The sequence below is a fragment of the Candidatus Sulfotelmatobacter sp. genome, from assembly GCA_036500765.1.
Classification (GTDB): Bacteria; Acidobacteriota; Terriglobia; order Terriglobales; family Acidobacteriaceae; genus Sulfotelmatobacter.
Window position 1 is genome coordinate 40,917 of record DASYBM010000004.1, and the last position, 20,834, is coordinate 61,750.

At 57.3% G+C, this 20,834-nt stretch carries 17 protein-coding genes; 9 read left to right on the forward strand and 8 right to left on the reverse strand.

The window, feature by feature from the left end; genetic code table 11:
* Window positions 1-150 precede the first annotated feature (150 nt).
* Complete coding sequence (locus tag VGM18_02920; protein ID HEY3971926.1) at window positions 151-2,025, forward strand: CocE/NonD family hydrolase; 1,875 nt, start codon at window positions 151-153, stop codon at window positions 2,023-2,025.
* A gap of 71 nt (window positions 2,026-2,096) precedes the next feature.
* Here the strand turns inward: VGM18_02920 and VGM18_02925 are convergent, their stop codons facing one another.
* Window positions 2,097-4,715, reverse strand: a complete 2,619-nt coding sequence (locus tag VGM18_02925) for a M1 family metallopeptidase (GenBank protein ID HEY3971927.1) — start codon at window positions 4,713-4,715, stop codon at window positions 2,097-2,099.
* A gap of 115 nt (window positions 4,716-4,830) precedes the next feature.
* The gene (gene hutI / locus VGM18_02930) at window positions 4,831-6,129 is read right to left on the reverse strand and encodes an imidazolonepropionase (protein ID HEY3971928.1); all 1,299 of its coding nucleotides are present in this window, start codon (window positions 6,127-6,129) and stop codon (window positions 4,831-4,833) included.
* A 132-nt stretch (window positions 6,130-6,261) separates the two neighbouring features.
* On the opposite strand from hutI, the gene VGM18_02935 reads away from it, so the two are divergent.
* From VGM18_02935 to VGM18_02945, 3 genes are all read left to right on the forward strand, one after another.
* Window positions 6,262-7,323 (forward strand): endo-1,4-beta-xylanase, encoded by a 1,062-nt coding sequence (locus tag VGM18_02935; protein HEY3971929.1) that lies wholly within the window; start codon window positions 6,262-6,264, stop codon window positions 7,321-7,323.
* 109 nt (window positions 7,324-7,432) lie between these two features.
* Window positions 7,433-7,717 (forward strand): AbrB/MazE/SpoVT family DNA-binding domain-containing protein, encoded by a 285-nt coding sequence (locus tag VGM18_02940; GenBank protein HEY3971930.1) that lies wholly within the window; start codon window positions 7,433-7,435, stop codon window positions 7,715-7,717.
* Entirely contained in the window at window positions 7,718-8,119 is a 402-nt protein-coding gene (locus tag VGM18_02945) for a hypothetical protein (GenBank protein HEY3971931.1), read from the forward strand.
* Between the two features lie 11 nt (window positions 8,120-8,130).
* Here VGM18_02945 and hutU read toward each other — a convergent pair whose 3' ends face one another.
* From hutU to VGM18_02965, 4 genes are all read right to left on the reverse strand, one after another.
* The gene (gene hutU, locus VGM18_02950) at window positions 8,131-9,804 is read right to left on the reverse strand and encodes a urocanate hydratase (protein HEY3971932.1); all 1,674 of its coding nucleotides are present in this window, start codon (window positions 9,802-9,804) and stop codon (window positions 8,131-8,133) included.
* Window positions 9,805-10,343: 539 nt separating this feature from the next.
* Complete coding sequence (locus VGM18_02955) at window positions 10,344-10,820, reverse strand: prepilin-type N-terminal cleavage/methylation domain-containing protein (protein ID HEY3971933.1); 477 nt, start codon at window positions 10,818-10,820, stop codon at window positions 10,344-10,346.
* Window positions 10,821-11,300, reverse strand: coding sequence for a type II secretion system protein (locus VGM18_02960; protein ID HEY3971934.1), 480 nt, complete (start codon window positions 11,298-11,300; stop codon window positions 10,821-10,823). It abuts the gene before it with no gap.
* Between the two features lie 190 nt (window positions 11,301-11,490).
* Window positions 11,491-13,788, reverse strand: coding sequence for a cohesin domain-containing protein (locus tag VGM18_02965; protein ID HEY3971935.1), 2,298 nt, complete (start codon window positions 13,786-13,788; stop codon window positions 11,491-11,493).
* Between the two features lie 371 nt (window positions 13,789-14,159).
* On the opposite strand from VGM18_02965, the gene smpB reads away from it, so the two are divergent.
* From smpB to VGM18_02985, 4 genes are all read left to right on the forward strand, one after another.
* On the forward strand, window positions 14,160-14,687 hold the full coding sequence (gene smpB / locus VGM18_02970) for an SsrA-binding protein SmpB (protein ID HEY3971936.1): 528 nt from the start codon (window positions 14,160-14,162) through the stop codon (window positions 14,685-14,687).
* A gap of 68 nt (window positions 14,688-14,755) precedes the next feature.
* Entirely contained in the window at window positions 14,756-15,067 is a 312-nt protein-coding gene (locus VGM18_02975; GenBank protein ID HEY3971937.1) for a hypothetical protein, read from the forward strand.
* The gene (locus VGM18_02980) at window positions 15,045-15,464 is read left to right on the forward strand and encodes a PIN domain-containing protein (protein HEY3971938.1); all 420 of its coding nucleotides are present in this window, start codon (window positions 15,045-15,047) and stop codon (window positions 15,462-15,464) included. Before VGM18_02975 ends, VGM18_02980 begins: the two co-directional genes overlap by 23 nt.
* A 51-nt stretch (window positions 15,465-15,515) precedes the next feature.
* On the forward strand, window positions 15,516-15,824 hold the full coding sequence (locus VGM18_02985; protein HEY3971939.1) for a Smr/MutS family protein: 309 nt from the start codon (window positions 15,516-15,518) through the stop codon (window positions 15,822-15,824).
* 50 nt (window positions 15,825-15,874) lie between these two features.
* Here VGM18_02985 and VGM18_02990 read toward each other — a convergent pair whose 3' ends face one another.
* Both VGM18_02990 and VGM18_02995 read right to left on the reverse strand, forming a co-directional pair.
* Window positions 15,875-16,912 (reverse strand): hypothetical protein, encoded by a 1,038-nt coding sequence (locus VGM18_02990; GenBank protein ID HEY3971940.1) that lies wholly within the window; start codon window positions 16,910-16,912, stop codon window positions 15,875-15,877.
* 57 nt (window positions 16,913-16,969) lie between these two features.
* Window positions 16,970-19,060, reverse strand: coding sequence for a M1 family metallopeptidase (locus tag VGM18_02995; GenBank protein HEY3971941.1), 2,091 nt, complete (start codon window positions 19,058-19,060; stop codon window positions 16,970-16,972).
* Window positions 19,061-19,217: 157 nt separating this feature from the next.
* Between VGM18_02995 and VGM18_03000 the strand changes: the two genes are divergently transcribed.
* Window positions 19,218-20,729 (forward strand): leucyl aminopeptidase, encoded by a 1,512-nt coding sequence (locus VGM18_03000; protein ID HEY3971942.1) that lies wholly within the window; start codon window positions 19,218-19,220, stop codon window positions 20,727-20,729.
* Window positions 20,730-20,834 lie beyond the last annotated feature (105 nt).

Below are 20,834 nucleotides of genomic sequence, written 5' to 3' on the forward strand. Positions count from 1 at the left end.
GCGGAGTCGAAGGGAACTCCCGCTAGCCGGCCCGGCGCGTAAACGAAACCGTAACGCTAAAGGACAGCAGAGCCGTTTTCCTCCGGGCGTTGCCGATTGATATACTGCGCTCTTCGGTTCATCTCAACAAAAGCAGCACGGAGGAAATGCGTGCGTTCAGCTCTGCGCCTTGGCTTGTCCTTGGTTATCGCGATTTCCGCCGCCGCACAGGAAACTCAGCAGCCTCACGCGAAGCCGCCCTTCAACTACCAGGAAGTGATGATTCCGGTGCGCGACGGAGTTCACTTGCAGACCGCGATCCTCGCTCCCATTGACCAGTCGGGCCCGCTGCCTATTCTGTTTCGCCGTACGCCCTACGGCGTTCCCGAGAAATCGCCCGAGCAAGTTCCCACTTCCTTCAAAGAACTCATGCAGGACGGCTACATCCTCGTCTTCCAGAATCTGCGCGGCCGCTTCAAATCCGAGGGCACATTTAATCTGTCGTCCTGGGTCGATCTGAAAGATCCCAAAGCCACCAACGAAACCACCGACGCCTACGACTCGATCGAGTGGCTGGTGAAAAATGTTCCCAACAATAATGGCAAAGTCGGCATGTTCGGCGTCTCCTACGATGGGCTGACCACCGCGCTCACGCTGCTCCATCCGCACCCGGCGCTCGTCGCCATCAGCGAACAAGCCTCGCCCGTCGATCAGTGGATGAACGATGACGATCATCGCTACGGCGCTCTCCGCGAGAGTTACGACTTCGAATATGCGGTCATGGAGCAGTCGGACAAAAATAAGAACACGCATTTCGACTTCGAGACCTACGACACCTACCAGTGGTATCTCGATCTCGGCCCGCTATTGAATATCAATGCGAAATATCTGCACGGGGCGATTCCGTACTGGAATTCCAGCGTGGAGCACCCTGACTACGACGAGTTCTGGAAAAAAGAAGCGTGGGTCAGCCAACTGCACGCTTCGACCGTCCCCAACCTGAACGTGGCTGGATTCTGGGATCAGGAAGATCCCTGGGGACCGTGGCAGATTTTTCGACACGCCGAAGAGAACGATCCGCAGCATACCAATTTCATCGTTGCCGGCCCCTGGTATCACGGCGAATGGCAGTCTCCCAAGGGCGACAGCATTGGCTTGATTCCCTTCGGAGCGCACGAAACTGCCCGTGAGTTCCGCGAGAATATTCAGGCGCCGTTCTTCCGCTATTACCTGCACGGGAAAGGCGAGAAGCCGGCATGGCAGGCCAGCACTTTTCAAAGCGGATCAAATACCTGGCGCACGTATCCCGCATGGCCTCCGAAAGAAGCCAAACCCACAAAGCTATATCTGCACGCCGATGGAACGCTTTCCTTCTCCCTACCCAGCGCGGGCAAAGCTTATCGCGAATACGTTTCCGATCCCGCGAATCCCGTGCCGTACCGCCAGCGTCCCATCTCGCCCACGTATCCCGCGGGCGACTGGCGCACATGGGAAGTCGCCGACCAGCGTTTTGTCGACAACCGTCCCGACGTCCTCACCTTCGCGAGCGCTCCCCTTGACCACGATCTCACCATCACCGGCCCGCTGGCGGCGAATCTTTATGCTTCCACTTCCGGAACCGACAGCGATTTCGTAGTTAAGCTGATCGATGTGTATCCACAGGACGCACAAAAAAATGCCTGGAATCCCGACGAAGGCCCCAAACCCGGCCAGTACGCCCAGTCGTTAAACGGATACGAACTACCCATCGCGATGGAAGTGCGCCGCGGCCGCTATCTCACGAGCTACGAAAAGCCCGCACCCCTGATCGCGAATAAACCTACGGAGTGGAATGTCCCTCTGCGCGATCACGATCACGTATTCCTCAAAGGCCATCGCATCATGGTGCAGATCCAATCCACCTGGTTCCCGGTGATCGACCGCAATCCGCAGAAGTTCGTGCCCAGCATCTATCGGGCTGCCGCATCGGATTTCGTCTCGGCCACGCAGCGCGTTTATTGCTCGTCCGATCTGCCGTCATATCTCGTGCTGCCGGTTATGCCCTAGCGTTTTCTATTAATCGCTCGCAAACAAAAAAGCCCGGGAAAATATCCCGGGCTATCGTACCTCTCGCCGTTCTATTTTCCGCCCGCCGCTCCGTGCTGTCCCAGCCAAGCCGCCAGTTGCGGTTCCTGCTGCGACTTCAAGTCGGCGCAGATGTTAATGCGTTCAATCGATTGTTTATAGCTGCGCTCCGCCGCCGCGACCTTGTGGGCGGAGAAGAATTCCGTTACCTGGTCGCGCTTGCTTGCATCGCAGAACACGCCGGTCGCTTGCACAACCTCAGCGCTGGCAAACGGACCTCCAGCCTTTTCAATTTCAGGCCAATGCTGCTGAATGAAATCCCACGCCAGTTGCTGCCCCGCCGAATTTCCCAGCACGCTCGTGACCACCCGCAGCGCATCCTGCGAACGCACATCGGAGGAAATTGCATAGTCCAGCGTCCGCTGTAACAGTTTTGGATCGCCAAACTGCGGCAGCGTAAACAGGAATCCGTAGTATTCCTCGGGCGATTTCGGATTCTTCAGGGCTGTCATCAAGCGGTCGTAGAACCCAGCATCGCCGTTCAGCGCCGCCACGCTCATGGCTGCGCCGGCGAGTTCGCGATCCACCGAGGTCGGATCTGCCAGCACTTTGTCCGCCAGCTTTCGCGCTTCTTCCATCACCTCAGGATCGCGAGCATCACGCCCCAGCGCAGTGAACACGCGCGCGCGCAGAGTCCTCTGCTCGTCGCTCTCGCCGGGTTTCGGTTCGTACCCAACTTTTTGCATTAGCGGAGTCAGATATTGGCGCATCCACCCACGGTAAGAATCGCGATCGCTGTCGCTTACCAGGTAGCGGCCGATATAACTGAGCCGGCCGATTACATCATCCAGCACGGCACGATTCCCGTCGGATTGCAGGCCTTTCGCGAAAGCCAGGTAGTCGCCCACCGGCTCCCGCCCCACTCGCACCGACGCCCAGATATCGTTCTGAGATGCGATCCGCTCCGCGGGAGTCAGTTTCGTTTCCGCGTCGGTCGCCAGCGCGCGAACCGCGTCTTCCGAGTAGCCCGTGTGGTAATAACCGGTCGCCCCGGCGTTGGCCAGCACCCAGCTTGAGCACCCTGGCAGTGTGAACGTTTCTTCTTTCTTGGTCATCAGTTCGCACTTCGGAGCATTGCCACTCGCCGAGCCCCGCAGGCACAAAGGAATCTGCCAGAGCTGGTCGTTGGGCGACTCGAACTTTGAGCGATCCATGTAATAACGTTGCTGGGTCAGCGCGACGTTCGTGGAATTGCCCGAGCATTGCGCCTTGACATTGATGATGGGCGCGCCCGCCTGCGTTACCCATGTGGGCATGATTTTGTCGACGGGCTTCTTTGAGGTTTTCGCCTGCGCGTCCCAGAAGTCTACCGCCGTCGCATTCGCGTACTGGTGTTGCTGCAAATAGGCATTCACGCCTGCCCGGAAAGTTTCCTCGCCAAGATAGGACTCCAGCATGCGCAGCACCGATGCGGCTTTGCCGTAGGCGATGCCGTCAAACAATTCCTGAATTTGCGCGGGAGTTTCCGCCGCCTGATGAATCGGGCGCGTGTTAGCCAGCGAATCCACGTTGAGGGTTTGGCCGGTTCCGCTCACGTCATCCAGCGGATAATTCCATTCCGGCTTCCACTTCGCGACGGGTTTGGTCTCCATCCATGTCGCGAAACCTTCATTGAGCCAGATGTCGTCCCACCATTTCATCGTGACCAGGTCGCCAAACCACTGGTGCGCCATCTCGTGGGCAATCACGCTGGCGATCTCTTTTTTCAAGCCGACCGAGCCTTGCTTCTCGTCGATCAGGAGAATCACTTCCCGGAAGGTGATGCAGCCCGTATTTTCCATAGCACCCGCGGAAAAGTCCGGCAGGCCGATCAGGTCCAGCTTTCCGTAGGGATACTTGATCCCGAAATATTTATCGTAATAGCCGAGCACGTAGGTCGCGGTTTCCAGCGCGAACCTGCCCATTTCCTTCTTGCCAGGAGTGCTGAAGACGCGAATCGGAATGCCGTCAGCCTCGCCTTCGATATATTCGAAGTTTCCTACCACCAGCGCCGCCAGGTACGAAGACATTTTAGCCGTCGTCGCAAATTTCACCGTGTGTTTATCGCCGGGCCCGGGAGTGTCGGACACGACTTTCTGATTCGAGATCGCGACCTGGCCCTTCTCCGCAACGGCGGTAATGTCGAACGTTGCTTTGTAATCCGGCTCATCAAACGATGGATATGCCCGCCGCGCATCCGTGGCCTCAAACTGCGAAGCGGCGTACTTGCGTCCCGCATCATCCTTGCCCAGGTACAAGCCCCGCATTTCGTCGTTGAGAATGCCGCTGTAAGTAATGTGGATCGAGGCGGGGCCCGCGGCCAGCGGCTTATCCACGCTCAGGACCACCATTTCTTTCTCTTTTTCGGGCGTGACCTTCGCCTTCTGGGTATTTCCGCCGCTCGTGATGGTGACATCGTGGAAATCGATGTCGACCGCATTCAGCGTAACCTCCGGGCCGGATTTCAGCATCCGGATCGAAATGGTTTCATCGCCTTCGAACTTCGCCTTGTCCAGGTCAGGCGTAAAGGTGAGCTTGTAATTGTCCGGCCGGGCAATCTCAGGCAGTCGCTGCGCGAAAGCGGCCGACATTGCCAGCACAAGAAAAGTCAGAACTGCTGAAACTCGTTTCATAATTTTCCTCAGATGATAAAGTCGGAGTGCTTCCCGATCATGGGTATCTTTATGGAGCACCATGCGAGTAGATGTGCAACTTTCCATTCTAATACGTGCGGCCTGTCGGGAAAGTTCAATTCCCACCCGCAATTACACCGTTCAAAATTGTCCGGGTGCAGCGGTTGGCGCCGAACCAGTAGGGGATTTCGCGATAATCCTGCACGTCGAACACTGCTAAATCCGCATCCTTTCCGGGTTCAATGCTCCCCTTGCGATCCGCTAGGCGAAGCGCCCAGGCCCCATTGATCGTGCCCGCTGCGACAACTTCGGCCGGCGACATTTTCATGTGCGTGCACGCCAACGACATCGCCATGGGCATACTGACAGTCGGCGATGTGCCCGGGTTGTAATCGGTCGCCAGCGCTACGGGCACTCCGGCGTCGATCAAGCGCCGCGCATTCGCATATTCCTTCAGCCCCAGAAAATAATTCGCTCCCGGAACCAGCGTAGCCACAGTATTGCCCTTCGCCAACTGTGCAATGTCGGCTTCGTTCACGTGATCCATGTGATCGAACGACGCCGGATTGAAGCGCAAGAACGGCGACAAACTTGTCTCCGAAAGCTGGCCCATATGCGCGCGGACGCTTAACCCATGCTTTTCGGCGGCTGCAAAGATTCGCTCTGTTTGCTCGGCAGTAAATGCCCCTTTATCGCAGAACACGTCAACGAATTGGGCGAGCTTCCGCCTCGCCGACCGGGGAATCATCTCTGTACAGACGACCTCAACATATTTTTGTGAGCAACCCTGAAATTCTTTTGGCACGACGTGGGCTCCGAGCAAGGTTGCCACCAAACTGCCGGGCCAGCGGGAAGCCGCGTCTTTTATAGCTTCCAGCGACTTCATTTCCGATTCGAGCGTGAGACCATATCCTGACTTGGCTTCGGCCGTCGTAGTGCCGTGGTTTGCCATCTCTTCCAGCGTGGCCAACACTTTGTTGGCGAGCGCCGTCTTCGCAGACTTACGAACAGCCTCCAGGCTCGACCGAATTCCGCCCCCGGCTGACGCGATTTCCTCATAGGAAGCGCCTTCGATGCGCTTCTCAAAATCGACCAGCCGTGGGCTCACAAATACCGGATGCGTGTGCGAGTCTACGAAACCCGGCAGCACAATCTTGCCCGCGCAATCGACTTCCATAATCTGTCGGATGCGCTTGAGCCATCCATCACGCCGTGCATCTCGAGTGGTTCCGACCGAAACGATCTTGCCACCTATACACAGCACCGCAGCGTCTTCAATAATGCCTAAATCCTTTAGGGCAGGTCCACGGCGCGGACCACGCTCACGCGCGCTGGAACGCAAAGTGAGAAGCTGGCAAATGTTAACCAGCAACAGCGCTTTCGAAGATTTAAATTTTGGCGTCGCGGGGCTCACTCGTGCTTTAGTTTAGCAGCAGTGTTGGCCTATGACCCTGAAGCTGAAGTCAATGGACAACCTCGATTCCCGGGTGGTCCGGTTGTGCGAAGTACGATGATTGGCCTAACATCTCACGGGAAGGGAACCAAGATGAGTGGAAATCGGCACCGAACCTTTATAGCAACCGCGCTGTGCGCCATCGCGCTTCAATCGGCTGCGTCGGCGCCTGCAACGCTACGCCAACTCGCCGACGCTCGTCACATTCTCATCGGCGCCGCGGCCGCTTCGGCATACCTTGGTGATGCGGATTATTCGGCGATTCTCGGATCGGAGTTCAGTCAACTTCAAGCCGAGAACGAAATGAAATTTGGAGTAATTCATCCGCGTCCTGACAACGATCCCAATCCTTATGATTTCAAAGGCGGCGACGCGTTGGTTGCGTTCTCGCAAAGTCATAACATGGTCGTCCGCGGGCACACTCTCGTCTGGCACAACCAGATCCCGGATTGGGCGAAGAAAGGGAATTATTCTGCGGTGCAACTTGCGGAGATTCTTCACAGCCATATCAAAACGGTTATGACGCACTACGCGTCGAAAGTGTACGCATGGGACGTGGTCAATGAAGCGTTCAATGACGACGGAACAATGCGTCATACGATTTGGTTCGACCAGCCCGGAATCGGCGCCGGGGGCGGCACGAAATATATCGAGCAGGCGCTGCGCTGGGCGCGCGAAGCCGATCCGAATGCCAAGCTCTTCTACAACGACTACGACGCTGAAGAAATGAACAAGAAATCAGATGCCATTTACGCGATGGCCGCGGACTTCAAGAAACGCGGCGTTCCGCTCGACGGCATTGGCTTTCAGGCGCACGTCACCCTGAAATTCGACGATCCCGCGAAGCTGGTTTCGTTTGCGCGAAATATGGAACGCTTCGCAAAGCTAGGGCTGGAGTTGCATATTACCGAGCTAGACATTCGCCTCGGCGATTCGAGTGCAGCTTCGCTCGGCGCCCAAGCCAAACTCTACGCCGAAATCACAACCCTGTGCGTGCAGCAACCCGCCTGCAAATTAATACAAACCTGGGGATTCACCGACAAGCACTCCTGGATTCCGCAGTTCTACAAAGGGCAAGGCTGGGCGCTGCTCTGGGACGCCAACTACCAGAAGAAGCCCGCGTACGAAGCCGTCCATGATGCCCTGGCAAAATAACCTTGTGGCGACAGCCGCCTCGGCTGTCAGGTTTTGGTTCGCCTTTTACGGACTTGTCTGACTATCGGGAGGAACGTATAATCAGACATTCAGACATAGAGAACAAATCATGCAATCGGCAAGAGTTGGAAAGCGCGGCGCCATAGTAGTGCCTGCAAACCTGCGCAGACGCTTCGGCTTGGAAGAGGGCAGCATCGTAATCGCGGAGGAGACCGGCGACGGCATTCTCATTCGCCCGGCTGTGGTCGTCCCGATCGAACGGTACACACCAGAACGCAAAGCGGAGTTCCTCCTGTCCAATGCCGTTGACGCCGCCGATTACCGCAATGCGAAGAAAGCGGTGCGAAGACTCGGCCTAAATCCGGATTCGATTCCTCAACGGCGACAGGAATAAATGGATCGGCTGTTTCTTGATGCCAACGTCCTGTTTTCAGCAGCCTATCGTCCTGACGCTGGCCTTCTGCGACTCTGGAAGCTTAAGCATGCGACGCTGATCAGTTCCCGATACGCTTTTGAAGAAGCCAAGATCAATCTTGATGAAGGAGATCCGCGAGCGCGGCTTGCCCATCTCGCGCGACGGGTCGAACTGGTGGAGGCTGGCGACATGCCGGTTCCCTGCGGCATAGCTTTGCCGTTCAAGGACAGGCCGATTCTGCTCGCGGCCATCGGAGCCAGAGCCACTCACCTGCTGACCGGAGATGTTCGGCATTTCGGCCCATATTTCGGGAAGAAGATCGAAGGCATTACCATATTGCTACCGGGAGAGTATCTGCGAAACCGAATCCCGCAAGGTTGACCTGACCGCATTTATAAATCCATTGGCACTTTAACGCCTGCTTTTTTCGCAAACTCTTTCGCCTCGCCGTATCCGGCGTCCACGTGGCGGATTATGCCCATTCCAGGATCAGTGGTCAGGACGCGTTCGATGCGCTTCGCCATGTCATCCGTGCCATCGGCGACAAGGACTTGGCCCGCGTGCAGCGAGTAGCCGATGCCGACGCCGCCGCCGTTGTGGATCGATACCCAGGACGCGCCGGCAGCCGTGTTGAGCAAGGCGTTGAGCAAAGGCCAGTCGGCGACCGCGTCGGAGCCGTCTTTCATGCTTTCGGTTTCGCGGAAGGGAGACGCGACCGAGCCGCAGTCGAGATGATCGCGGCCAATCACGATCGGCGCTTTGATCTTGCCTTTCTTCACCAGATCGTTCATGGCGAGGCCGAATTGCGCGCGCTCGCCATAGCCGAGCCAGCAGATGCGGGCGGGCAATCCCTGAAACTTAATCCGTTTCTTTGCGAGGTCAATCCAGCGGCGCAGGATGCGATTATCGGGAAATAATTCCAGAACAAGATCGTCGGTCACGTGGATGTCGGATGCTTCGCCCGACAATGCAACCCAACGGAACGGGCCGCGTCCTTCGCAGAACAGCGGACGAATATAGGCCGGAACGAAGCCGGGGAAGTCGTAGGCGTTTTTCACGCCGCGCTGAAAGGCGAAGGTGCGAATGTTGTTGCCGTAGTCGAAGGTGACTGAGCCCATTTTCTGGAGGCGTAACATCCCTTCGACGTGGCGCGCTACTGCATCGAGCGATTTTTCTTCGTATGCTTTCGGATCGGCCTTGCGCAGCGCCAGCGCATCTTCGAACGTCATGCCGTTGGGCACATATCCGTTCAGAGGATCGTGCGCCGAAGTTTGATCAGTCAGAATATCGGGAACGACGCCGCGCTCGGCGAGTTCGGGAATGATGTCGGCGCAGTTTCCGACGAGTCCAACCGAAACATTTTCTTTTTTGCGAATGGCATTTTTCAAGATGCGCAGCGCTTCATCGAGCGTGGTGACCATGAAGTCGCAATAGCCGGTTTTGAGGCGCTTCTTGATGCGCTCGGGGTCAACGTCAATTCCCAGAAAGGCCGCGCCGGTCATGGTGGCAGCGAGAGGCTGAGCGCCGCCCATTCCGCCCATACCGCCGCTTACGATCAGCTTGCCGGAGAGATCTCCGCCAAAATGCTTTTCCCCTGCCGCGGAAAAAGTTTCGAATGTGCCCTGCACGATTCCCTGGGAGCCGATGTAGATCCACGAACCGGCGGTCATCTGGCCATACATCATCAGGCCTGCGCGCTCCAGTTCGTTGAACTTCTCCCAATTCGACCAGTGGCCGACGAGATTGGAATTCGCGATCAGCACGCGGGGCGCATGATCGTGTGTCTTGAAAACGCCCACTGGCTTTCCAGACTGTACGAGCAAAGTTTCGTCGTTGGCCAGAGTCTTCAGCGTGGCGACGATCGCGTGGTAGGCTTCCCAGTTGCGCGCGGCGCGACCGGTGCCGCCGTAGACCACAAGGTCTTTGGGGCGCTCGGCGACTTCCTCGTCGAGGTTGTTCATGAGCATGCGCATGGCCGCTTCCTGTTGCCAGCCTTTGCAGGTAATGGAGTTGCCGCGCGGGGCGCGAATCGAAGTGGGGGCCTGAATTTCGGTTTCGACGGGCATGGTTAAATGGTAGTCTCTCGGGCGCGGCCTGTGCAAAATCTCCGTAAAGAAACACGGCAGACACGCTCAGAAGAGTCTGCTCGCTTGAGGAAATACGCGCTGCTGCACAAGGGGTACCCCCTCCCCCCCTACCTCCGAAAGCCTTGACTGGCGCGGGGTCTGCAAAAATTGTCTGCAAAATCTTGAGCCGTCGCGAGTTAGAGGTCAAAATATAGAGAACAAGGGAGTTAGGAGCACTGTTCTGGGTTTTGCGACTACTGCCTCCGCTTTGACAATAATCTGCTTTTTTATTTTCGAGGTCAAGGTTGGATGTCACCGCCGTCGCAGGATGGTTGTGGAAAACGTGAGCGACGAGTGCGGGGCTTTCATACCCGGCTGCGGCGCGACTGGACCGGATTTAGTTCGGCGTTCGGGGTGCCTCGTCGCGGGTAAAATCCGGGCTGGTTTGGGTAGGGGAGGCTTCGACTGTGGCGTTGCCCTCGCTTCGCTCAGGCAACGCCTTGCTCAGCATGACAGTGGCGGACGACAACGCCGGATGCTCACCAGGTGCTGTAGGTGGTTCCGTCGCTGGCGATGCCGTTGGAGGCGGAGTGCACGTCGACGATGCCAGGCTCTTGCTGATCGACGGCCATCAAGGTGTCTTCATTGGTGACTTCCCAGTTGGTCTCTTTGGTCATGGGATCAATCGGGATCTGGCGCAGGTAGCCGGCGGTGACGAGATCGTCGAGCGATTGCGGGGCCTTCTGTTTGTCGAGGGTGTATTGCGAGATGATGCTGCGCAGGGTCGACAGATTGGAGCGCAAAACCGATTCGCGGCTTTGGACGACGGTGCGGTTGTAATTGGGAATGGCAATTGCCATGAGGATGATCATGATGCTGATTACCACAATCATCTCGAGCAGCGTGAAACCGCTGACACGGTTTTGATTTCGTCCGTGCTTGCGGACGAACTGGCGCAATAGCGAGCCGTCAAGAGATCCGCTCATGCTGGTCGAATTGTTCATGCCCCAGAGCATCTACCAATCCTTGTATTTCGTGCCGTCGAGCGCAGTGCCTTCCGATTTCGTGTAGACGTCGAAGACACTCTGTCCGCCCCAGGAGTCGGAGTCAGCATCGTCCTGCATGGAGCGCATGCCCCATTCCGTGCTTTTGGTCATCGGGTCCATAGGAAGAGAACGCAGAAAGCGCATTTTCTTGCCGCCTTGCGCCTCGACTCCCTTGACCAAAGTTTCGAGATCGGGGGGGTAGCCGCCGCTGTCCACTTTGGTTTGAAAAGCGTTGCGGTCGGCCGCATCTTTGTAGCGGTCGATGGCGTCGCGCATATCCCAAAGGGCGCGGCGAAGTTCTTTTTCCTTTTGACGCTGGATGGTGACGCGGGCCAGCGGCAGCGCCATCATCGTGAGAACCGACAAGATGGCGGTCGCGATGATTAATTCGAGGAGCGTGAAACCCTGGGCGCGCTTTGCATTCGGCCCGGGATGGAATCGGTAAAGCATGGTCGTTTCTTTCAGTTCAATTCGTCGCGATGATTTGCGGGACGAAAACCCTCTGGAGTCATGCGTCGAAGTTCAGGCGTCCCTCTGGGACGCGATTCCGTGTTGCCAACATTCCCCGGCGCTGGAAGCGCCGGGCTATTTTTATGTGCCCCCTCCGGGGCACAAACATTCCCACCTCGTCCTCGAACCGCTACTGCACGGTCACCGAGGCTTGCGCTCCGTTGACGGTGATGGCCTGCAATCCGGGATCGCGCGCGCCTCCGCGCGTGATGACCAGTGGAGTCTGCCCACTTTCCTTGGCCTGGAAGGTCATGGTAACCACCGCGCCCTGACCAGAGACTCCTGGAGCGCCGGGCGGCCGCGCGGCCGTAATCTGCGACTGGCCGACAGTTTCATCCTCGCGATGCGCCACAGTTACGACCTGGCCGTCCTGCGAGAGGAAGCCGCCATTCGATACATTGACCAGTTGCAGCATTTTCGGATCGTAGTTCAACTGCACTGGAACGGACGACACGTTTTGAGCGCCGGAGAGCAACAGGTTCACCATAAATGTGTTGCCCTTTGCCACCTGAATGGTTGGCGGATCGAACAAGAAACTGGGTGTGCCGCCGGTCCCGTTGGTGGGAGAGCCCTGGCCGGCGGGCGGGTGATTGGAATTCGATTGAGGCTGAATGGACGGGGTCGAGGCCGGATTGGAAGTTTGCGCAGCGGGCGCGGGAGCAGCCTGCGGTTTGTGCCGCAATTCGATGGTGCTGGCGGTGCCAATATCGATGGCGCGCTGGTTCTGCTCGCTGACTTCGGTGCCGCGGATAATGTGCGGCACGATGGCGAAAATAATTTCGTTCTCCGAATGGTCCTGGGTGGTCTGGCCGAAGAGATACTTAAGGATCGGAATCTGCGCGAGGCCGGGAATTCCGCTCAGCGATTTGGTCTGCTGATCTTCCATGATGCCGCCCAGCAGGTTGGCCTCGCCGTCCTTGAGGCGAATTTCGTGCTCGATCTTGCGCTGCCCGATGATGGGCTGGCTGATGCCGCCGATGTTGGACTGGCCGGTGACGGCCGAAACATCCATGGTGATCTTCAGCGTGACTTCTCCGTTGGCGTGCACGTGGGGCGTAATTTCGATATTTACGCCGACGTCCAGATACTGGAATTGAGTATTCACCAGCGGATTGATGCCGACGCCGCCAATGCCAGGCTGGAACGATCCGGTCGCGACCGGCACGCGGTCGCCAATCTTGAGCGAAGCTTTCTGACCGTCGAGGGCGCGAACCTGGGGATTCTGAATCAACTTGGTGTCGCTGTTGCTCATCACCGCCGACAAGTTGGCGGAGGGAATGGTGACCTGGAAGTTGGTTGCATTCAGATTACCCAATGTGTTCAGGTTGATTCCCGTGCTGCCTGTACCCGTCGAGGTCGTACCGGTCGTGGTGGTGCCGGTGGTGGTGGAGGTGTTCGAGTTGATATTGTCCTGCAAGGTGACCGTCGCGCTGGTGGGCGGGCTCAAGCCCAGCGTGCGGGAGCGGTCTTTGCTGACCTGCATGACGGCGATGTCGACGATGACTTCCGGACGCGCCTTGTCGAGGTCCTCGACGAGTTTTTCCGCCAGCGCGATCTGATCGGGAGTGCCGCGCACGACCAGCGCATTTTGAGAGAGCAGTTGCTGCACGCGCTGGACGTCGAGGACGGCGCGAATGGCGTTGACTACATCCTGCAATTCGGTGGGCGCGGAAAGATTCGTAAGATAGAAAGTTTTGAGGACGCTTTGTTCCAGTTCCTTGCGCTTCGCGGGATTGTCTTGTGCCACAAAAATCGTGTTCGCAGTCACCGGTCGCCAGAAGGTTTTCGACTCCAGGGCGGTAATTTCGAGAGCATCTTCGAGCGAGACGCCGTTGAGGTCAACGTTGATGGGGCGGGCGGTGTAATCGGGATCAAAAAGGACGTTGATGCCCGCCAATTGTCCGACTGTTCGGTAGACTACGTCGGACTTGGTAGCCATCATTTTCAGCGTGACCGGGACGTTGGAGATGGGGGCAAGTTCGACGGGACCGGCGGCTTCGTGAATCTTGCGCTCCAGGCCCGAAGGCGGACCAGCAGCCTGGGGCTGGGGATTGCGCTGGTCGTTGATCATCTTGAGGGTGCGGGCCAGTTCCTGTTTGGCGATGAAGAGCGACGGATCGATGGTCAGCGCTTTCTGGAATTCGGCGACCGCCTCGTCGAGTTTGCCGTCCTCGCGAAGTTTCTGGCCGTTGTGGACGATGGAGGCCGCGGCCTCGAAACGAAGACGCTCGAAGGCGGCCCGATAGCGCAGATCTTTGGGTTTCAGATCATAGGCCTGCTTGAAGAAGTCGTAGGCCGCCGCGTAGTGCTGGCGAGCTTCGGCGTCTTGACCCTTGGCGTAAAGATCTTTGGCTTTGTCGGCGAGGGCTGGGAGCGTTAGAACTGTGACCAGCAGCAGAAATAGTGCCGGGCGCCTCAGGCGTCTCATTCGATAATCCTCACGAGATGATCCTCTTCTTCTTATTTCTTACAGTAGCGGCTGCTTACAGTATTGGCCGGCTCCGCGTTTTTTGCGCATTTGGCCGCGTTAGGACACGCGGATTTTTCCCGAAACCACCATTGAAAACACAAAAATACTGTTGATGAGCCGATTATAGCATCGTGTTTTGCGGCTTCCGAAGTGCTTGCGTGCACGAGAGTTATACTCTTTGGTCGTAGTCCTAAAGAGCGGCTTCCGCTTTCTGGCTCTCAGCGTCCGGCGAAAAGTCCCCAAGTGCGTTTCTTTCGACTAGTTGCTCGGACCGCAAGCCGAGAGCCGGAAGCCGACCGATGCGCTAAGATAACTACTCCCCCAAGCCCATGGCTCGCCAAACTACGCACCAGACCAAGGCCAATCCGGAGAAATCCCCGCGCCGGGATCCTACTGCCTCCGGCGATCGGGACGCTGCCGTTAATAGGATCGCTTCACATAACTACTTCTTGCTGGAAAAATTTGAGGCCGGGGTGGTGCTGACCGGAACCGAGGTCAAATCGGTGCGTGGAGGGCTGGCCAACCTGAAAGATTCTTACGGGCTGGTCAAAGACGACGCGGTCTGGCTGCTGAACGCGCACATCGGGCCTTACGAGCACGGCAATATCCACAACCATGCTCCGCTTCGCACGCGAAAGCTGCTGATGCATCGCGAGGAGATTCGCAAGTTGATCGGAAAGACGCAGCAGAAGGGACTGACGTTGATCCCGACGCGCCTTTACTTCAAGAATGGGCGAGTGAAGGTGGAATTGGCGCTGGCCAAGGGCAAGCAGCTTTGGGATAAGCGCGAGACCGAACGGCGGCGGACGGCGGATAAAGAGGCGAGGGAAGCGATCAGCCGGAGCCGGAAGGGGTGAGAAGCGATTGGAAGCCATTCAAGAGGGTGTAATTGACCTATCCTTTGCCATGCACTACAATGTAGTGCATGAAAACAGAAGTCTATAGCTGGCGCCTTTCTGCGGAGAAAAAGGCCGAACTCGAAGGTGAAGCTCACCGGGAAGGGAAGTCTTTATCGGCGCTGCTGGATGACATCGCAACGGAGTGGCTGAACCAGCGCCGCAACGGCAATGGCGACTATGAGGCGGAGCAGGCGGCGATTCGAAAGCGCGCCGCAGCCGCCATTGGTTCTATCCGTGGAGGAGATCCGACTCGCGCATCGCGGGCGAGCGAATTAGTTCGCGACATTATTGCGCGCAAGCATGAGAAGGAGTCGCGTGCCGCCCACCGGGCTCATTGATACGGGCGCAATTCTCGCGTTGGTTGACGCTGGCGATAGTTGGCATGAGCCCTGCGCGGCGGCTTACAAGCGGGCGCATCTTCCACTGCTGACGACCCAGGCCGCGCTCACGGAAGTATTCCATCTGACGCGCGGCGACAGGCGACAAATAGCCAGCGTCTGGACGCTGATCCGGTCCGGAGCAATTGAAATGTCATCGATTGCGAACGAAGAACTTCGTCAGATTCGGGCGCTCATGAACGAGTACGCCGATTGTCCGATGGACTTCGCGGACGCTACTCTGGTCCATCTCGCTGCCCGTGAGTCGATCAGCCTGATCTTGACAATTGATCACGACGATTTTGAGATCTATCGCCTTCCTGGGCGCAAGAAGTTTACGATCCTTCCATCGCGCTGAGGAGCTAGCGGCCGAGGCATCCCCATTAAGACTGTAAACCTAAAATCCGATATGCCGTCGGTGCAGGAGGCGCTGCAGCGACTGGAGCGTGAGATCGCGGTGGCGCGGCAATGCAAATTGGGGCTGATCAAGGTGATCCACGGTTATGGATCCAGCGGAACGGGCGGGGATATTCGTATCGCGGTGCAGCGGCGCTTGCGTGAGCTAGTTGAGGGCGGACAGATTGGCGGCTGCATTTTTGGGGAAAACTGGTCGAAGAGTGACGAAGCGACGTGGAGGCTGCTGCAAGGGCAGTCGGGGTTAAAGAGCGACGGGGATTTGGGGCGCCGCAATCGGGGCATTACGATCATTGTTTTGTAAGCGTGTTGTTTTGTAAGCGTGTTGCGTAATCGTCCGCCGCGATTTCTCGATCAAGACTCGGGCGTCGGCGGCGGCACACTCGGCTCTGCTGGCGCAGGTTCAGCGGCGGGAGATTCAGGAGCAAGAAAGCCAGGCGTCGGTTCCGGTGACGGCGGCGCTGACGCGATGGGCTGATCGAGCGGTCGCGGCTCAAGTGGTCGCATGGGTACGAGTGGGACGACTGGCGCCATCATGTGCAACTGCCAATAGGAGACGGCTACGCCGCGCTGCCAGAAGCGCGGGATCAACAGAAGCAGCAGGATTAACTGGATCATCAAAAATGCGCGAGTGACGCTCTCGGCGGGTATGAGGCTCATCCACAACCAGAGGCCGCCTACAAGGATGATGGCCGCCATGATGGTTGTAACGACATAGCTCCCGAGCAGGCGACCGAGGCCTCGGAAGGTATGGCGGAAGGCCGCGCCAATCGACTTGCGCACGACTCGCTGGTCGCTCAAAACGATGTCCGCCTCGGCGAGGTCGAACCAGATGCGCAGAGTCGTCATGATCAGAAAGATCACGAACAGGCCCGTCATGTTTAGCTCAAAGGGCAACAGTTCGTTGGTACTCTCGCCAGCTTTCTTGACGATTGCGCCGCTAATGCCGAAGAGAATTCCGGTGGCGATGCCCATCACGATGCCGGCGAGGATCATGAGCCGGATGTAGCGCCACAGGTTTCGCCCGCAGGCGCGGAAGAAATCTTCGCGCGGCAGGCGATAGGTGGAAGCGTAGCCCTGAAAGACTCCGGGGAGAAAAAGCGCGGTGGCGAGAAAAAAGAGAAAGGCGAAATAAAAGGCCGGCGTCGACATGGCCGACAGCTGACCGAATTCCGGACGCATGAACAACCCGACCATCACGGACAAATTAAACCCGTGAACCAGGCCGTTGGCGGCAAGGCTGTGATCGAGAATTTCGTGAGCGCTTTTGCGAAACGCAGATGTGCCAAATTCCGCCAGCGTCAGGTTCAACAACCAGAACCAGAAAATGTAACGCTTGTTCCGTGCCACTCTGCTCCACCCGGCGCTCAGTAGGCCATTTCTATCGCTCATTCTTTTGATCCTCAATCCTGGTCAAGCCTGATAATCTCTTCCGCCGCGCGCGCGCTGCTAAACCGCCCACCATGCCAGCGCCTGGCTGATCCACTGGGTTGCGAACAGCCAATAGTTCGAGAGTTTGTTTGCCGGTCTGGAATTCGCCTCGACGACATAGCTATTATTGAAGTTGTTGCGGTCGATTTGGACGGTATGGTCGGGGTCGATCTCGGCGGAGACAACCTTGGCTTTCTTTCGATACGCGTACCGGATCCAGCGGCTCTGCCCGTCCCACTGCTCGCGGAGCTTTTCGCCGTTGTCGAATTTGATCTCCACCACGACCGGCATCACGAAGTCTTCCTTGCGACCCAGAGATACGTAGGACTGATAGATGGTGTCGTCTTTGTCGCTTTTCTTTTCGCCTTTCTTATCTTTGTCTTTTTTCTCTTCGTACCAGTTCACGGGGAAGGAATCGACTTTCAGCGCTTCATAATCCATAACCTGCGATCCGTAGATGGCCTGGTTGAAGTACCAGCGCAGGTTCTGGCCGGAAACTTCTTCGATCGTCTTCAGGAAGTCTTCTTTGGTGGGATGGGTGAAGCGATACTTCATGAAATACACATGCATGGCCTTGGCCATGGTGTCTTCCCCGACGATTCCTTCGAGGGTTAGCAACGCGCTGGCTGTTTTTCCATAGGTGATGCCACCATAAGAATTGAAACTGTAGTAGTCGTAAGCCTTCTGCGCGATGGGATCGCGATCGGCGACGCCGATGTAACTCACACGTTGCTCTTCCCGTTCGCTGAGGGTGATGCCCGCCTGATTCAGAAAGGAAGTATGTTTCCCAAGAATCGAATCCAATACTTTTACTTCGGTGTAACTGTTGATGCCTTCATCCATCCAGGCGTCTTCAAATTCGTTGGTGGCGACCATGCCGTACCAGTACTGATGGCCAAATTCGTGCTCCACCACAATTTCGGGCAGGTAGACGCCGTCCGGCATGAACCAACTGGAGTCCCCGGTGATGAACGTGGGGTATTCCATTCCACCGGCCGCCGAACCAGGCTCAGGATCCACCACGGTCAACGTCTTATAAGGATAGGGTCCGTACCATTTTTCAAAATGATCCAGCGATTCGCGGGTGATTTTTTCGTGGCGCTCGGCCTGGCTCCAGTGTGCGGGCTGCATCAGAAAGCGCAGCTTGATCGGGCCCATCTGCGCCTGGTAAGTACTCTCGCGCACTTTGTAGCGCGGGCTGACAGTCCAGGCGAAGTCATGAATGTCGTCGCCGTGATAGGTGACAGTCTTTGTGCTGTCAGGATTGTTCACGCTGCCGACTTCTACGCCGCTGGCGCCGATCACTTCGTATTGCGGGACCGTGAGCTTTACATCGTAAACGCCGAAGTCAGCGAAGAATTCGGTAGTCGCATGATACTGGTGGCAATTCCACGCTCCGTTCCACCAAACGCCAACTTTTGGAAACCACTGCCCGCCCAGCAGGAAGTCACGCTTCCACCCCGAGCGCGCCTGCGTCTCCGGCATCTGGTCGTGGAAGGCAATCTTGAACTGCACGTAGGCGCCGGGAGCGATTGGCTTGGGTACGCGTACGTCGACGACGGTCTTGTCGTCTTTGTTGCCATCGTCGGGCGCGATGAATTGCAACTGCCCGGTCACGTCGCCTTGCCCAGCCACTTCTATGCTCTTGATGTCTTCCGAGCCGTATTCTTTCTCGTCCCATTTGTCATAGCTGGTATCGCGGCTACCCTCAATTTTGGACTCGCGGACGAAAGTGGCCTTGGGTTGAAACGCATTCTGATAAAGATGGAAAGGGAAGTGGTCGAGCGCTTGCCCGGTCAGGTTGCGATAGGTGAGCACCTCGGTCGCGTCGATGGTGTGCTTGGCCGCGTCGTATTTGGCATCAATCTCGTAGTGCACGATACGTTGCGACATGGGCGTCGGCGAGTTGATGGCCAGCGTAGTGTCGGGAATAGAAAGTGCCCCCAGGGCGGGTGCGCCATTTCTCGCGTCCTTTGCGAGAAGTGGGGATTTGACCGCAGGAGCCGTAGCTTGTGGCGAAGCCGCGGTTGCGGTTTCGCGGCTCGTCAGCGCAGCGAATCCCAATGCCACGGTGGCAACCACAGGGACAACCTTCCATCGAATCTGCATGAAGACCTCACCGATCTGGAGTGCGGTTCTGAATCATATCGCAGGTGTTTGAATGCTGCCACTGGGCAGCCTTATCCCCGGCTTGCGTTTTTCCTGCCCTGCCGACGATACTGGAATGTTGCCGGACATCGTGCATAAACAATCTGCATAAATAACTATGGACATCACAATCTCTTTCGCTACGCCCGCCGAACTTGAAACCGAATCGCTGGTAGCGGTTGTACTCGATCACGCAGAGGCCGCTTCGAGTGTGAAAGAAAAAGATAAAAAGCCGCAACTCAAAGTGGCTACTAGCGATCCTGCCGTGCAATCGGTCGCCGCCGACCTGTTGGCCAGCGGCGAAGTCGCCGGCAAACCGTTTGAGACTAACCTGATGCATCGGCCGGTCACGATGATGGCAAAGCGGCTGCTGCTGGTGAGCGGCGGGGGCGCGAAAAAGTTCTCGAGCTATGAACTGCGGCGCATCGCGGGAACTGCCGTGCGCGCGCTGAAGTCGCGCGGCATTCGCAGGTTAGCCTTCGTTGCTCCCTCTGGAATTCCCGCCGAAGAAGCGGTGCGCGCGATTGTGGAGGGCGCGCACGTGGGAAATTTCGATCCCGACTACTATCGCAGCGACCGCAAGGACCAGAAGATCGACGAACTCACAATTGTGGCGGGTGGGGACAAAGCGGCGCTGGAAAGAGCCGCCCGCGAAGCGCGGATCATCGGAGAATCGCAAAATTTCGCTCGCGATCTGGTGAATGAACCTTCGAATCGCATGACGCCGAGCATTCTGGGCGAGCGTGCGAAGAAAATGTCGGCGGAAGTCGGCTTGAAGTGCGAAGTATATGGCGCCGACAAGATCAAAGAATTAAAGATGGGAGCTTTCTGGAGCGTGGCGCAGGGATCGGACGAGCCGCCCGCGCTGATCGTCATGCGCTACGAACCTGAGGCTGCCCCCGGGAAACCTGTGCTGGGACTGGTGGGGAAGGGAATTACGTTCGACACCGGCGGCATCTCGATCAAGCCCGCCGATGGCATGGAGAAGATGAAGTACGACATGGCCGGGGGCGCCACGATGATTGGGGTTATGCGCGCGATTGCGCTGCTGAAGCCGAAGATCAAGGTCATCGGCATCGTGTGCGCCACGGAAAATATGCCTTCGGGAAAAGCGCAGAAGCCGGGCGACGTGCAGATTGCGATGTCGGGCAAATCGATCGAGATCATTAATACCGATGCTGAAGGCCGGTTGGTGTTGGCCGACGGACTTTATTACGCGCGCCAATTGGGTTGCACCCACCTGGTCGACGCGGCCACGCTGACCGGTGCGGTGGTAGTCGCCCTCGGTTATAACAACGCGGGAATCTTCGCCAATGACGACGACATATATAAGCGCTTCCACGCCGCCAATGAGACAGCGGGCGAAAAGATGTGGCGCATGCCGCTCGACGACGAATACAAAGAACAAATCCGTTCCGGAATCGCCGACATCATTAACTCCGGCGGACGTTGGGGAGGCGCCATCACTGCCGCCATGTTCCTGAAAGAATTCGCCGAAGATACTCCGTGGATTCATCTCGACATTGCCGGCACCGCGTGGATGGAAGAGCAGAAACCGTGGATCGCGAAAGGCCCATCGGGTATAGCTGTGCGCAGCCTGGTGGAATTCGTGAAGAGCTACGCGGAATAAGAACCATCCGCGAATCTGCGCGGATTCTCGAGGATGCGGCGATCGTTCGCGATTCATTAGAGTCAAGTCCTTGGTTTTAATCTTATAGGGGAGAGAATCCGCTGC